The organism is Novosphingopyxis iocasae (genome assembly GCF_014334095.1).
Lineage (GTDB): Bacteria > Pseudomonadota > Alphaproteobacteria > Sphingomonadales > Sphingomonadaceae > Novosphingopyxis > Novosphingopyxis iocasae.
Window position 1 is genome coordinate 2,189,302 of the sequence record NZ_CP060495.1, and the last position, 14,033, is coordinate 2,203,334.

Annotated in this window: 12 protein-coding genes and 1 tRNA gene; 7 read left to right on the forward strand and 6 right to left on the reverse strand. The window is 62.0% G+C overall.

Going from position 1 to position 14,033, the window contains the following annotated elements; all coding sequences use genetic code 11:
• Positions 1–190 precede the first annotated feature (190 nt).
• Together H7X45_RS10500 and H7X45_RS10505 are read left to right on the forward strand one after the other, a co-directional pair.
• Positions 191–2,023 carry an acetyl/propionyl/methylcrotonyl-CoA carboxylase subunit alpha gene (locus tag H7X45_RS10500; protein WP_187334831.1) on the forward strand — a complete coding sequence of 611 codons (1,833 nt, stop codon included), beginning with the start codon at positions 191–193 and terminating at the stop codon, positions 2,021–2,023.
• Positions 2,024–2,152: 129 nt separating this feature from the next.
• Positions 2,153–2,238, forward strand: a tRNA-Tyr gene (locus H7X45_RS10505).
• Positions 2,239–2,359: 121 nt separating this feature from the next.
• Here the strand turns inward: H7X45_RS10505 and H7X45_RS10510 are convergent.
• The 4 genes from H7X45_RS10510 to H7X45_RS10525 all read right to left on the reverse strand — a co-directional run bounded on the left by H7X45_RS10510 (position 2,360) and on the right by H7X45_RS10525 (position 6,897).
• Positions 2,360–3,124, reverse strand: a complete 765-nt coding sequence (locus tag H7X45_RS10510) for a MipA/OmpV family protein (RefSeq protein ID WP_187334832.1) — start codon at positions 3,122–3,124, stop codon at positions 2,360–2,362.
• Between the two features lie 169 nt (positions 3,125–3,293).
• Positions 3,294–4,718, reverse strand: coding sequence for a dihydrolipoyl dehydrogenase (locus H7X45_RS10515; protein ID WP_187334833.1), 1,425 nt, complete (start codon positions 4,716–4,718; stop codon positions 3,294–3,296).
• Entirely contained in the window at positions 4,708–6,087 is a 1,380-nt protein-coding gene (locus H7X45_RS10520; protein WP_187334834.1) for an NAD-dependent succinate-semialdehyde dehydrogenase, read from the reverse strand. Before H7X45_RS10520 ends, H7X45_RS10515 begins: the two co-directional genes overlap by 11 nt.
• A gap of 48 nt (positions 6,088–6,135) precedes the next feature.
• On the reverse strand, positions 6,136–6,897 hold the full coding sequence (locus tag H7X45_RS10525; RefSeq protein ID WP_187334835.1) for a hypothetical protein: 762 nt from the start codon (positions 6,895–6,897) through the stop codon (positions 6,136–6,138).
• Positions 6,898–7,305: 408 nt separating this feature from the next.
• Between H7X45_RS10525 and H7X45_RS10530 the strand changes: the two genes are divergently transcribed.
• From H7X45_RS10530 to H7X45_RS10550, 5 genes are all read left to right on the forward strand, one after another.
• Entirely contained in the window at positions 7,306–8,223 is a 918-nt protein-coding gene (locus H7X45_RS10530) for a cytochrome c oxidase subunit II (RefSeq protein ID WP_187334836.1), read from the forward strand.
• A complete protein-coding gene (locus tag H7X45_RS10535) occupies positions 8,220–10,325 on the forward strand; it encodes a cbb3-type cytochrome c oxidase subunit I (RefSeq protein ID WP_187334837.1) in 2,106 nt (701 codons plus the stop codon). The genes H7X45_RS10530 and H7X45_RS10535 overlap by 4 nt, the downstream gene beginning before the upstream one ends.
• Positions 10,322–10,954: a cytochrome c oxidase subunit 3 gene (locus tag H7X45_RS10540; RefSeq protein ID WP_187334838.1), complete on the forward strand. Its 633-nt coding sequence runs from the start codon at positions 10,322–10,324 to the stop codon at positions 10,952–10,954. Before H7X45_RS10535 ends, H7X45_RS10540 begins: the two co-directional genes overlap by 4 nt.
• Positions 10,951–11,361, forward strand: a complete 411-nt coding sequence (locus tag H7X45_RS10545) for a cytochrome C oxidase subunit IV family protein (RefSeq protein ID WP_187334839.1) — start codon at positions 10,951–10,953, stop codon at positions 11,359–11,361. The genes H7X45_RS10540 and H7X45_RS10545 overlap by 4 nt, the downstream gene beginning before the upstream one ends.
• Before the next feature lie 176 nt (positions 11,362–11,537).
• Positions 11,538–12,188 carry a DUF6629 family protein gene (locus H7X45_RS10550; protein ID WP_187334840.1) on the forward strand — a complete coding sequence of 217 codons (651 nt, stop codon included), beginning with the start codon at positions 11,538–11,540 and terminating at the stop codon, positions 12,186–12,188.
• Positions 12,189–12,234: 46 nt separating this feature from the next.
• On the opposite strand, the gene H7X45_RS15310 is transcribed toward H7X45_RS10550, so the two are convergent.
• Together H7X45_RS15310 and H7X45_RS15315 are read right to left on the reverse strand one after the other, a co-directional pair.
• Positions 12,235–13,386: a thiamine pyrophosphate-dependent enzyme gene (locus tag H7X45_RS15310; RefSeq protein WP_343061053.1), complete on the reverse strand. Its 1,152-nt coding sequence runs from the start codon at positions 13,384–13,386 to the stop codon at positions 12,235–12,237.
• Positions 13,278–14,033, reverse strand: a complete 756-nt coding sequence (locus H7X45_RS15315; protein WP_343061054.1) for a thiamine pyrophosphate-binding protein — start codon at positions 14,031–14,033, stop codon at positions 13,278–13,280. Before H7X45_RS15315 ends, H7X45_RS15310 begins: the two co-directional genes overlap by 109 nt.

Genomic DNA, 14,033 nt, shown 5'->3' on the forward strand with positions numbered 1-14,033 from the left:
TCGGTCTTGGAGCCGCCCCGTCGTTTTCTCAATTGGCGCCACAGCAGCACTTCCGGCAAACTTATCGCTCGGCGGAGTTTCCGCGCGTTCGCGATTGTTCTTCGTGGCCGAGAAAGCATCGCCAACTCCCCTCCACCACCGCTTCGCGGCGGACCCCCTCCCCGTCCCGGGGAGGATTTGAGGTAACCTTATGATCCAATCCCTCCTCATCGCCAATCGCGGCGAGATTGCCTGTCGTGTCATCCGTACCGCGCGTGAGCTCGGTATCCGCACGGTCGCGGTTTATTCGGACGCGGACGCGGGCGCGCTCCACGTGCGCATGGCGGACGAGGCGGTCCATATCGGCCCCTCGGCGGCTGCGGAGTCCTATCTGGTCGGGGAAAAAATCATCGCCGCGGCGAAGGACACCGGGGCAGAAGCGATCCATCCGGGCTACGGCTTCCTCAGCGAGAACGCGGATTTCGCGCAGGCGGTGCTGGACGCCGGGCTGATCTGGGTGGGGCCGAAGCCAGCGAGCATCCGCGCCATGGGCCTGAAGGACGCCGCCAAGACGCTGATGGACGAGGCCGGGGTGCCGACCACGCCGGGCTATATCGGCGACAATCAGGAACCGGACTTCCTCGCCGAACGCGCCGCCGAGATCGGCTATCCGGTGCTCATCAAGGCCGTCGCAGGCGGCGGCGGCAAGGGCATGCGCAAGGTGGAGCGCGCAGAGGACTTCGCGGACGGCCTGCAGTCCGCGCAGCGCGAGGCGAAGGCCGCGTTCGGCAACGACGTCGTGCTTCTGGAAAAATGGGTCGAGAGCCCGCGCCATATCGAGGTGCAGATCTTCGGCGATTCCCACGGCAACGTCGTCCACCTGTTCGAACGCGACTGCTCGCTCCAGCGCCGCCACCAGAAGGTGATCGAGGAAGCCCCCGCCCCCGGCATGGACGCAGAAACCCGCGAGGCCGTTTGCGGCGCCGCGGTGCGTGCGGCCCAGGCGGTGGATTATGAGGGCGCGGGCACGGTGGAGTTCATCGCCGACGGCAGCGAGGGCCTGCGCGCCGACCGCATCTACTTCATGGAAATGAACACCCGCCTGCAGGTGGAACATCCGGTGACCGAAGAGATCACCGGCGTGGACCTCGTCGAATGGCAGCTGCGCGTGGCGAGCGGAGAGCCGATCCCGATGCAACAGGACCAGCTTTCGATCGACGGCCACGCGATCGAGGCGCGGCTCTATGCCGAGGACCCGTCGAGCGGCTTCCTGCCGAGCACGGGGCGGCTCGAACTGTTCGATCTGGACCCGCATGGCCGCATCGAGACGGGCGTGGAGACCGGCGCCGACATCTCGCCCTTTTACGATCCGATGATCGCCAAGATGATCGTCCACGCCGACACCCGCGACGAGGCGCGCGAGGGGCTGCGGGAGATGATCGCGAACAGCGCGGTCTGGCCGGTTAAGAGCAACGCGGCGTTCCTGGTGAACGCGCTCGACCATCCCGACTTCGCCGCCGCGAACCTCGACACTGGCCTGATCGGCCGCGCCGGGGACGATCTGCTGGCGGGCGGGCCACCGGAGGACGCACAGCTCGGCGAGGAAGCGGATGCGCTGGTGCAAAGCGGGCCGATGGCCGGTTTCCGCCTCAACGCACCGCGCAAGGACAGCGCCTGGTTCCTGCTCGATGGCGGGGCGAAGGAGCTGCCGATCGGCACGGGTGTGGCGGAGCCCGCCGAAGAGCTGTTGGTGGCCAGCGAGGGACAGGTGTTTGCGCTCAAGCCCTTCCGCGCCGACGGCAGCGGCGCGGCGGCGGCGGGCGATGGCGCGATCCTCGCGCCCATGCCCGGCAAGATCATCGCCGTGAACGTGGCCGAAGGCGATGCGGTGAAGGCCGGCGACAAGCTGGTGACGCTGGAGGCCATGAAAATGGAACACAGCCTCACCGCACCCTTCGACGGTACGGTGAGCGAATTGAAGGCCAGCATGGGCGCTCAGGTCCAGAAAGACGCCGCGCTGGTCGTGGTCGAAGCGGACGCCTGAAATCTTCCTCGCTCGGGCAAGGATTGCTGGCCTTGACATCGCCGTGCGCGCTCGCCATTGACGCGGCCTTGTTCGCGGCGGCGGCCCGCCGTGAACCGGTTCTCCCGATCGGGAGCGCACCGAACCTGGGGACAGGTGGCCGAGTGGTTAAAGGCAGCAGACTGTAAATCTGCCCGGTTTTCCGTACGCTGGTTCGAATCCAGCCCTGTCCACCAGATTTCAAGCGGAAGTACGCCATAGCCTGTCAGCTGTCTGACATCATTTTCGATGGATTACCTATCGATACACTGGAAGACGCGCTCGCGATCCCGGGCATTCCTCGCAAGCGAGAAAATATCAGCGCGTTACGATAAAATTGTAAGTGAGGGCGATGCCGGCTGAATATTGGTCGCGGCTGCCATAAGCGCGCGTGATGGGGGAGCGGGCGGCGTCGCCGGTCAGGCGATCATAGCCGGCATAGCCGTAGCCCGCCCATCGCGGCGAGAAACGGTACAGCAGACCGACTGTCGCACCCACGGCGTAAGTTCCGGCGCTGGTATCAAAGGCGGGGAGCCCGGTGGCAACCGCGCGGTCGAGCGAGACACCGAAATAGCGGCGATTGTACCGCGCATCGGCCAGCCGCACGCGGGGCCCGATAGTGGCGACGAAGCGGTCATCCGCGCCGCGCAGCACGTAATCGGCGGCGACGTCACCGACAAAGGCGTTGTGCCCGCCGATCCCCCGGCGGACCTCGGCACGGAGGCGTAAATTATCGCTCAAGAAGCCTTGCGCGAAAACGCCTGGCTCAAAAGTAAAGCCGACATTGCCGACCGGTGCGCCGACGTCCTTTTCCTTTCGCGCCGACTGGAAATTGAAGGTGCCGCCAACGCTCACGCCGTCGCGTTTGCCCAGCAGGCGAAAGGCCGTGTTCTGATCGGGCGAGCGGATTGGTAGCGGTTCGCCTTCCCGGCGCACCCGAATGACGGGCAGTGGCCCCAGATTGTAGCTGTCCGCGCCCGGAAAAGACGGCCGGACCTGGAGGCCGAGGCCCACGAAAAACTGCAGATCGGGCTTGTCGTCCTCGCGCACCATATCCTGTGCAGAGGCAGGCAGAGCCGTCACGGCTGCGCTGATTGCCAGCATCGAAAGAGTGAGGAACCTGACACCTGAACTCCTCGCTGCAATCATCGTGACATCTCCATCGTATAGGCGCGCAGGACCTCTCCCTCCGCAATACGGCCTGTTCTAGCACCATATTCGAAAAGAGAAGCTGTCTCCGCTAAGGAGAAAGTCACGCGCCGGGCGGGGAGCCCTGGTCCTGATCCTTTGGCAATTCCAGCGGCGTGGCACCGCAGATGGTGCGCAGCGCGGTTTTCAGGCCTTCTTCTATCGTGGGGTGATAGAATGGCATCTCCAGTAGCTGCGTGGCCGTTTGTCCCTGTTGCACCGCCCAGGCCAGCATGTGCGCAAGATGCTCTCCAGCCGGGCAGCAGAGATCAGCGCCGATCAGCCGGCCATCCGGTGCCGCCGCGTAAAGCGTCAGCGAACCCTGGTTGACGCCTTCGACACGGGCCCGGCCCTGATCGTCGAAGTCCGCCGTACCGGTGATCACGCCGTCTTCCTCAGATTGGCCGATCTGCGCGGTCGGCGGGCTGGTGAAGATAAGGCTGAACGGAACGAAGCGATCGGCGCTGTTGACCGCGGGAAAGGCAACGGCGTTGCGCCCGGCAATGGCACCGTCCTGTGACGCTTCGTGCAGGATCGGCAAATTGTCGGCTACATCGCCGGCAAGGAAGATGCTGCTTTCTCCGCACTGCATGGTGCCGCGGTCATGCTCGGGCACGCCATCATCATCCAGCGCAATCCCGGCATTGGTGAGATCGAGGCTGTCCAGATTGGGGCGGCGTCCGGTGGCCACCAGCACATAGTCGAACACGTCCTCGCCAGTGGATTCGCCGCTCCAGGACAGCGATACGCCATCATCCGTCCGGCGGGGTTCTATGTCGACGCCTAGTTTCAGCTCCACATCCTTCGCGATAATGGCTTGCAAGGCGTCGTGAACCTTTGCGCAGCGCACGTTCCCGAGCGTGTCTTTTCTGTCGAACAGAGTGACTGCGACGCCCAGACGGGCCATCGCCTGCGCCAATTCCAGCCCGATCGGCCCTGAACCGATGACCGCGAGGCTCTTTGGCAAATCCTTCAGATCGAAAATGCTTTCATTGGTCAGCATCCGATCGCCCAATGCCTCGAACGGCGGAGGGACGAAGGGCGCAGAGCCGGTGGCGATCACGATGCTGCGGGCCTCGACCGTGCGGCCATCGTCAAGCTTCAGCGTGTTCGCACCCGTGAATGCCGCACGCGCTTTTACCCGGACCTTGTCCGGCAGCTTTGCGATGCTTTCCCGTGTAAGGCGGGCAAAGCGATCCCGCTCATCGCGTACCCGCTGAAGGACAGCCTGTCCGTCTATCTGGACGGTCGGCACATGAATGCCGAACTGATCGGTAGTCTGGGCCGCATGCGCGGCGTGCGACGCGGCGATCAGCAGCTTGGACGGCATGCAGCCAACGGTGGCGCAGGTCGTTCCCGCAAAATAGGGATCGATCAGCAAGGTGCTGGCCCCCGCCGAGTGGGCCGCGCTTTGCGCGGCCAGCCCGGCGGTGCCTGCACCGATTATCGCTACATCACATTGCAACTTCTGCTCTGGATCAGCTGGCAACCGAAATCGCCTTTACGTTCACGAATTCCTTCAGGCCCACCTCGCCATGCTCCCGGCCGTAACCGGAATCCTTGACGCCGCCAAAGGGCATGTTCGGCTGTGCGATGGCAAAGGTGTTGATGTTGACCATGCCGGTATCAAAATATTTGGAGGCCATTTCGATGGCGCGGTCCACATTCTTACTGAATATACCGCCGCCGAGGCCATAGCGGCTGTCATTGGCGATGCGCATGGCATCTTCATCGTCCTTCGCCTTGATGATCGAGGCGACCGGGCCGAAAATCTCATCATCATAAGCAGGCTGTCCCGGTGCGACGTCAACCAGTGCGGTGGCGGGATAGAACCAGCCCTTGCGGTCCGGCACAGTGCCTCCGGCTACAATGCGGGCACCGCCCTCGACGCTGTCCTGAACCTGCTTGTGCACCTGATCGCGCTGCCGCTTGGACACCATCGGTCCAAGCTTCGTGCTGTCTTCGTTGGGATCGCCCATCTCGATGGCGTTGAACTTCTCGGCATAACCCTTCACAAACGCGTCGTAATTCGCCTCGGTCACGATGAAGCGCTTCGCATTCACACAGGTCTGGCCGTTGTTGAACAGGCGGCCCTGCACGCAGGTCTTGATTGCCAGATCCAGATCGGCATCGTCGAACACCAGATAGGCGTCGTTGGAACCCAGCTCGAGCACGGTCTTCTTGGAGACGGATGCAGCCTTCTGCGCCACCGTGCGCCCGGCCTTGTCGCTGCCAGTAAGCGTCACGCCGCGAACCAGATCATGCTCGATGATCTTGTCCGACTGGTCGTGCGTGATCAGCAGTACGCCGAACAGGCCCTTGGGCAGTCCCGCACGCTCGTAAATATCGCGCAGCATCAGCCCGCTGCCCGTGCAATCCTCAGAATGCTTCAGCAGCACGCCGTTACCGACCATCAGGCTGGAGATCGAATAACGCACCGCCTGATAGCAGGGGAAGTTCCAGGGCTGGATGCCATAGATTACACCCATGGGCGAATAGGTCACAATCCCCCGGCCCTGCTGCAGATCGCGCTCTTCATCGGCCAACAGATCCGGGCCGTGTTTCGCCGTCCAGTCACAGATGCCCGCGCAAAGCTCGATCTCGTTCTTACCATCGCTGAGCAGCTTGCCCATCTCGTCGGTCATCAGCTGCGCATATTCATCTTTCGAGGCGCGCAGTTCCTTTGCGATCGCCGCGATGACCGATGCGCGTTCCTCACGGCTCTTCAGGCGCCATTCCAAGAAGGCGTCATGGCTTTTCTGTACTACGTCCATCGCCTCGTCATCGGACATGATGGGGTAGGTTTTAAGGACCTCTTCGGTGAGAGGGTTGATCGTCTGGATGGTCTTGTCGGTCATCATGATGTCCTTTTCGAATGGGGAGAGATGCGAGTTGGCAAAGCCGGGTCAGCCGAATTGCTGGCGATGTTTGTCCAGCGTCTTTTGGGAGTCGGCCAGCGCCGCATCGATTGCGGCGGCGAAATCCTGATTGTTGAGATGTAGGACGCTGTTATGGGCGGCGCAGACAATGGGCGTTTCGCGCCAGGCGGCACCCAGCGCTTTGGCCCAGGCGATATAATCATCTGCAGCCCCGGCACGCTTCTCCAGACCGTCCGCCAGCTTGGGATGGAAACGCAGATCAGGGCCGGACATGATCTTTTCGACCAGCGACGGCAGGTCGAATGCGTTCAACGTATCATCGACATGCACGATCCCGCTGGCGCGGTGCCGTGCGATGACCGAACCCACATGGACGGACTCGTCATCGGGGATCAGTTCGATGCCTGCGGGAATGGAAAACTCAAGCGTATCACAAAATTCGTCCTGCGTGGCGGCGTCCTCGATCAGCGCGGGATCCCAGTTCAGCTCTGGCGACCGAAGATGGTGCCGCCGCGTTCCGATCAACCGGGCATGGGGCACGAAATCCTGCGCGAATTCGCAATGCACGGTGTGGAAAGGATGTACATTCAGCACCGCATCAATGCGTTTTCCATCATCCGTCAGCGCGCGGATCGCACGCAGCGTGTCATTATCGGCGGCATAAGAATCCAGAAGCAGAAAGCGCCCGTTCGGACGGCGTACAAGCGACATCTGCGTGCCGACGTTCAATAGTTTGGCAATCCGGAAATCCCCACGGATATTCCAGAAGCCGTCTGCCAGATGCAGCATCGTGCCGTCCCGATGGTTGAATGGAAATGTCGTTCCATCAAGCAACGGCAATGGCTTTCGTTCCGACGGAAAGGCTATCTCGGTTCAAGACGAGGCGGCTGTGCAGCCTAGACTTTCAGGGATAGTGTTCGCCGGCGACGATCCCTAACCAATCCCATAAAGATACCGGCGCAGACAGCGCATAGGGCGCGCACATTCGACGCTGAAGCCAAACGCCTTATCTCCTGTGATACGATCGGCTACGCCCCCGCAGTTTCTTTGGAAAAAGCCACCTTGGGGCTGGACAAGATCGGTCGTCTTCTTTCCAAGAAATGCTCCGAAACGACGCGCCTTAAGTTTTTGGTGCTTTTCAGTCTGTCATTGATGAAAACGCTCATACCCCCCTCCCTTCAGTGCGCATTCGCAGCCATGGTGGCGCTCCTGTTCCTGCCTGCGGCGGCGATGGCGGCGGCGCCCACGCAATCCTTCCTGCAGCCGATGAGCGCGACAGCGCAGGAGCAGTCGGCCCATTTGATGCGGGTGATTGCGGTCACGATGATCGTGATCCTGCCGGTGCTGATCGGGGTGCCGCTGATCCTGTGGCGCTATCGCCTGCGCGGCGCGAAGGCGAAATATACGCCGGAATGGGACTATTCGGGCAAGCTGGAATGGGTGTTGTGGGGCGTGCCGGTGCTGGTCATCATCGTGCTGGCAGCCTGGCTCTGGTCTTTCACATCCAGGCTCGACCCTTATGAACCGGTGGGGCAGGAGCCCTTGCAGGTTCAGGCGATCGGGCTCGATTGGAAATGGGTGTTCATCTATCCCGAAGAAGGCATCGCGACAGTCGATGAACTGGCGCTTCCGGTGGGCCGGCCGGTCGAGCTGACGCTGACGACGGACACGGTGATGCAGAGCATGCTGATCGCGCCGTTGACCGGGCAGATCTACGCGATGCCAGGCATGACCACGAAGCTGAACTTCGCCGCCACGCGCACCGGCACCGCGGAGGGCGAGAACACGCAGTTCAACGGCGATTCCTTCGGCAGGCAAAAGTTCATGGTCAAAGCGTTGCAGCCCGGACAATATGCCGCGTGGCTCTCCGCCGTCCGGGACGCTCCGGTGCTCGACGATGCGACCTATCGCGTGCTGCGCCGACGCTCCGTGCTGGCGGGCGCGCGGACCGATCTGGGCCTCAGCAAGCAAGCGATCCCCATCTATTTCAGCGCGCCCGACCGCAGCCTGTTCGACCGGATCGTGGCGAAATACCAGCTGTCCGGCGATAGCTCAGCGGTGCCCGCCCTGGGCGGCACGGGCCTTCCCCCGAAGGGCGGAGTGAGCAGCCGATGACGGAGCAGACCAGCCTTATTTTCGGCAATCTCGACTGGAATGTGACGCCTTACACAGACCTGTTGTTGAACCCGAACAGCAGCACGATCATCGGCGCGGGCGCAGCGACCATCCTTGTGCTGGGTGCGATCGGCGCGGTTGCGCTGCTTAGCTGGAAACGCTGGTGGGGGCCGCTGTTTCGCATCTGGCTGAGTTCTGCGGACGCCAAGAAAATCGGTATCATGTATATCGTGCTGGCGCTCATCATGCTGGCGCGCGGCGTCATCGAAGGCTTTGTGATGCGCGCGCATCAGGCGACCGCTCTGGGTACGCTGGCCAGCGAGGAAAACGGCCTGATCGCGCCGGACCATTTCGCACAGCTGTTCAGCACGCACGGCACCATCATGATCTTCTTCGTGGCGATGCCGCTGCTGATCGGCCTCATAAACTTCGTCCTGCCGCAGCAGCTTGGCGCGCGCGACATGGCTTTTCCCGTGCTCAATCAGGTCAGCCTGGGGATGACCGCGGCGGGCGCGGCGCTGGTGATGATCTCTCTGTTGATCGGCAAGTTCGGTACCGGCGGCTGGACGATGTACCCGCCCTATACCGGGATCGACTACAGCCTCGGAGAGGGGGTGGATTACTGGCTCTGGGCAATCGCCATATCGGGCGTCGGATCGACGCTGACGGGCATGAACTTCGCCGTTACGATCTTCAAGAAACGCGCGCCGGGCATGCACTTCATGCGCATGCCGCTGTTCTGTTGGACCAGCCTGTGCGTCGCGATCATGTTGATCTACGCCATGCCCGCTCTGACGGTATCGAGCGCGATGCTGCTGCTCGATCGGTATGCCGGGTTTCACTTCTTCACCAACGCCGCCGGCGGCAACATGATGAATTATGCGAACATCTTCTGGATGTTCGGCCACCCGGAGGTCTACATTCTGATCCTACCGGCATTCGGCGTGTTTTCCGAAATCAGCTCCACCTTTTCCGGCAAGAAACTGTACGGTTACACCTCGCTGGTGATCGCCAGCATGAGCATCGCGGTGATCAGCTTCACCGTCTGGCTGCACCACTTCTTCACCATGGGGCAAAGCTCCAGCGTCAACATCGCCTTCGGCATCGCCACCATGATCATCGGCGTGCCCACGGGCGTGAAGATTTACGATTGGATGGCCACGATGTGGCGCGGCCGCATTCGCGTGACGGCGCCGATCGTCTATCTGGTGGGCTTCTTCATCCTGTTCGTCATCGGCGGGCTGTCCGGGATCATCCTGGCCAATCCATCGATCGATTATCAGGTGCACAATTCCACCTTCCTGGTCGCGCATTTCCACAATGTGATCATCCCCGGCGTGCTCTACGGTATGCTGGCCGGCATCCATTACTGGTTCCCCAAGGCGTTCGGCTTCCGGCTGAGCGAGACGTGGGGACGGCGCACCGCCTATCTGTTCGTGGGCGGATTCCTCTTCACTTTCATGCCGCTTTATGTGCTTGGCCTGATGGGTCTGCCGCGCCGTTCGCCCACCTTCCAGAACCCCGATTTCATGCCGCTGATGTATATCGCGGCGTTCGGTGGGTGCCTGATGCTGTGCGCGCTAACCAGCCTGTTCTTCACCTTCTGGACCAGCTGGCGCAACCGCATCCAGCTGGCAGTACCGGGCGGCGATCCGTGGAACGGCTCTTCGCTGGAATGGTCCAGCCCGGCGCCCGTGCCGGAATGGAATTTCCCGCGTATCCCGAAGGTGCGCGCCCGCGATGACTGGGGCGCCACCAAGCGCGCCGGAGATCCGTGGAAAGCGCCGTCGTCCTATGTCGATATCGAAATGCCGGCCAACACCTATTTCGGTGTGATCCTGGCGGCGGCGGCCTTCATGCTGGGTTTTGCGATGATCTGGCACATCTGGTGGCTTTCGATCGCCGGGCTGCTGACGATTGTCGGCTCGATTTTCTGGCGCGGTATGCGGGTGATCGAACCACATGTGGTGCCCGCGGCGCAGGTCGAGCGGGAAGACCGGCGCTTTCGCGAACAGGTGGCCGCGCTTACGCCTGTCGCGCGCATCGATGAGGAGACCGAACGCAACCGCGGCGTTCCCGATCTGACGGAGTTCGCCGGATGAGCACGTCCCCGAATGGCGAATATCCGGGGCTGAACCTGGGCGCGGCGCATGGCGAGGCCAATGAGGAGGCGGAGACCAATGTCTTCGGCTTCTGGGTTTTCCTGATGAGTGACCTCATCCTCTTCGGCATCCTGTTCGCCACCTATGCTTCCTATCTCAACCCGATCGGTGTCGCCGGCGCGCCGGGACCGGAGCAGCTGTTCGACATGCGCAGCGTCGCGATCCAGACAGCACTGCTGCTATTTGGCGGGGTGGCCTATGGCGGGGTTTCGCTGGCGCTGAAATATGAGGGAGGCCGCGGCAGGGTGATCCTGTGGCTGGCGATCAGCGCCCTGCTGGGTGCAGGCTTCGTTTTTTTCGAAGTCAGGGACTTCATCGATCAGGCGCATAAGGGCGGCGTGCCACAGGCGAGCGGCTGGCTCAGTTCCTACTGGTCGCTGGTGGGCCTGCACGGCCTGCATGTCAGCATCGGCATTCTATGGATCTGCAGCACCATTGCGCAAATTCTGAGGCGCGGGCTAGACGATGTGGTGAAGGTCCGCCTCTCCATGCTGGGCGTGTTCTGGCATTTTCTGGACCTGATCTGGGTGGGTATTTTCTCCTTCGTTTTCCTGGTGCCGCTCGCATGACCAAGCCGAACACTGGAAATCTGGATCCTGGTGAAACCGCATCGCACGAACTGCGTAGCTATGCGGTGGGCTTCGTCGTCAGCGCGGCGCTGACGATCGCGGCCTTCGCCGCGGTGCTTTCGGACCTGTCCACGACGATGAAGATCATCATCGTCTGCGTGGCCGCGCTTCTGCAGGTGAGCACCCACTTAGCCAAGTTTCTGCATCTGAGCATCCACGGCCGCCAGTCGCGCGAGGATCTGCTGCTCGTGCTGTTTTCCGCCAGCCTGCTTGCCATCATGGCGGGCGGCACGGTCTGGATCCTGTCGGACCTTCGCAGCCGGATGCACGGACCGATGGAAGAAGGTGCCATGACGCACCCGTCATCGGACGCGGTCCCGCCGGCAGCGCCGCTCACCCGCCGATAGTTTTGGCGACCCCTCGCCGCCGCTCGATTACCTAGCCTGGGAGACGATTGCCCGCGAGATAAGCATCAGCAATCAAGCGTATTTCCGGTGCATTCCCGATTGTCAGAGTGGGGAAGAAGTGGAAGAGACGGCGACCGGATGGGGCTTACATTGGGGCAAGGGGGCAAGAATTTCCGATGTGCTTTTCGGCTGAAATGAATTTCGTGGCGGCGGCGGGCATCGGTGCCGTCGGTCTCGCCACAATGCGTCATGTGAAGCATCCGCGCGAGGTGCTGCTGGCAGCGATGCCGCTGTTGTTCGCGCTGCATCAGTTCACCGAAGGGTTCGTATGGCTGGGGCTGACGGGCCGGATCAACGCCATGGCGCGCGACAACACGGCCTTTCTCTTCGTGCTCTACGCGCAGGCGCTATTGCCGTTTCTGATGCCGCTGAGCGTCTGGCTGTTGGAACGGCAGACATGGCGCCGCTGGGTGATCGGTGCGCTGACGCTGCTCGCGCTCGGCTTCTCATGCTACATGACGTACAGCGTCGTAGGGTTCGAGAATTGCACCTATGTCGAACAGAATTCGATCGTCTATCGCAACCCCCGCGCGGAATCGCTGTGGACGGGCGCCATTTATATTCTCGTCACCTGCGGCTCGCTCGTGCTGTCCGGCAACAAGGTTGTGCGCTGGTTCGGTGTCCTGAACCTGATCGGCCTGTCGATCGTTGCGGCGGTTAAGGAATATGCCTTTTCGTCCGTTTGGTGCTTCTACGCCGCGGTTCTCAGCGTGATGCTCTATTTCATGTTTCGCCAGGACCGGATCCGCTACGCTAATGATGACTGAGGATTAACCGCCCCGGCCATTATCCGGCCGGGGCGATAAATCTCGATCAGCGCAGGAAGTTGTTGCGCAGCAGCTCCACGACTTCGCGCGATTTGCCGTCCAGCACGGCCTTCACCCCGAACATTGCCGTCGCAGCCACCTGGGACACCTCGATCTTGGGCGGCATCACCAGCTCCATCTGGTTCACATGCACGTCGAGTAGCGCCGGGCCGTCCGCCGCCAGCCAGGCGTCCATCGCCGTTTCCAGATCGCCGCTTTCCTCGACATGCCAGCCCTGAATGCCGCAGGCTTCGGCCAGCTTCGCGAAGTCCGGATTGACGAGCCCGGTGAAGTGATCGACCAGTCCCTCGACACGCTGCTCCATCTCGACAAAGCCCAGCGTGTTGTTGTGAAACACCACCAGCTTCAGCGGCACCTTTTCCTGCACCAGCGTCAGCAGATCGCCCATTAGCATGGTGAGGCCGCCATCGCCGCACATCGCGATGACCTGCCGGTCCGGATAAGCGAGTTTGGCGCCGATCGCCTGCGGCATGCCGCTCGCCATCGTGCCGTGGAGCAGGCTGTTGAGGAAGCGGCGCTTGCCGTTTGCCTTCAGATGGCGAAGCATCCAGACCATCGCCGTGCCCACATCGGAAACGAAGATCGCGTCATCGTCGGCCTTCTTGTCGAGCATGTTGGCCACGAATTGCGGGTGGATCAGCGAAGGATCGCTTTCCTTGCCCTCTTCCAGATAGCCTTCCTGATCTTCCTTCCACTGCTTCTGATGCTCTTCCAGATGCGCGCCGTCCGACTTCGCGGCGACCATCGGCGTCAGCGCGGCGAAGGTGGTTTTCGCATCACCCACAAGACCCATATGGATCGCCGAACGACGGCCCAGATGGGTGGGATCGATATCGATCTGCACGATCTTTTTCGCTTCCGGATAGAACTGCGTATAGGCAAAATCGCAGCCCAGCGAGATAACGAGGTCCGCGCTTTCCAGCGCCTCCACCCCGGCCCGGTTCCCCAGGATGCCGTTGACGCCGACATTATAGGGATTGTCCGGCTCCAGAAATTCCTTGGCGCGGGTGGTGTGGACCATGGGCGCCTTCACCTTCTGGCAAAAGGCGATGATCTCATCCCGCGCATCGCGCGCGCCGATGCCGGCATAAACCGACACCTTGCCCGCGCCGTCGACCAGCGCGGCCAGCTCCGCCATTTATCCCGCGCATCGCGCGCGCCGATGCCGGCATAAACCGACACCTTGCCCGCGCCGTCGACCAGCGCGGCCAGCTCCGCCATTTCCATGTCGTTGGGACGGCAGACCGGCTGAGGCCGATAGACTTCCCAGTCCATCGCATCCTCGTCCTTTTCGGTGAACATGTCGCCATTGACGATCACCACCGCCACGCCCCGCTTGGTCAGCGCGGCCTGCGCGGCCTTGGTCATGATGCGCCGCGCCTGTGATGGGTGGGAGATATATTCGCAAAAGTGGGAATGCTGCTCGTAGATCTTCTTCTGATCGACTTCCTGCGGGAAGTTGAAACCGCTCTCCGTGCGCGCGACGTCCGATGCGATCAGCAGGACGGGTGCCCCGTTGCGGTGGCTTTCATGAATGCCGTTGACGAAGTGAAGCGAGCCTGGGCCGCAGGTGCCCGCACAAACCGCAAGTTCCCCTGTCATATAGGCCTCGCCACCCGCCGCGAAGGCACCCACTTCCTCATGCCGCACGGTGATCCAGCGCAAATCGGATTTGGACACCGCATCGGTGAAGTGGTTGATGGTATCGCCGGGGATGCCATAAATGCGCTTCGCACCCGCCTTCTGAAGGGAGTCGACGACGATATCCGCGACGGTCTTGGCCAT

Bases quoted from the DNA above. Each gene is read 5' to 3' on its own strand.
- H7X45_RS10500 (WP_187334831.1), top strand. From the start codon at position 191: ATGATCCAATCCCTCCTCATCGCCAATCGCGGCGAGATTGCCTGTCGT.
- H7X45_RS10520 (WP_187334834.1), bottom strand. From the start codon at position 6,087: ATGACCGACAAGACCATCCAGACGATCAACCCTCTCACCGAAGAGGTC.
- H7X45_RS10525 (WP_187334835.1), bottom strand. From the start codon at position 6,897: ATGCTGCATCTGGCAGACGGCTTCTGGAATATCCGTGGGGATTTCCGG.
- H7X45_RS10530 (WP_187334836.1), top strand. From the start codon at position 7,306: ATGGTGGCGCTCCTGTTCCTGCCTGCGGCGGCGATGGCGGCGGCGCCC.
- H7X45_RS10535 (WP_187334837.1), top strand. From the start codon at position 8,220: ATGACGGAGCAGACCAGCCTTATTTTCGGCAATCTCGACTGGAATGTG.
- H7X45_RS10540 (WP_187334838.1), top strand. From the start codon at position 10,322: ATGAGCACGTCCCCGAATGGCGAATATCCGGGGCTGAACCTGGGCGCG.
- H7X45_RS10545 (WP_187334839.1), top strand. From the start codon at position 10,951: ATGACCAAGCCGAACACTGGAAATCTGGATCCTGGTGAAACCGCATCG.
- H7X45_RS10550 (WP_187334840.1), top strand. From the start codon at position 11,538: ATGTGCTTTTCGGCTGAAATGAATTTCGTGGCGGCGGCGGGCATCGGT.
- H7X45_RS15310 (WP_343061053.1), bottom strand. From the start codon at position 13,386: ATGGCGGAGCTGGCCGCGCTGGTCGACGGCGCGGGCAAGGTGTCGGTT.
- H7X45_RS15315 (WP_343061054.1), bottom strand. From the start codon at position 14,033: ATGGCCAAGACCGTCGCGGATATCGTCGTCGACTCCCTTCAGAAGGCG.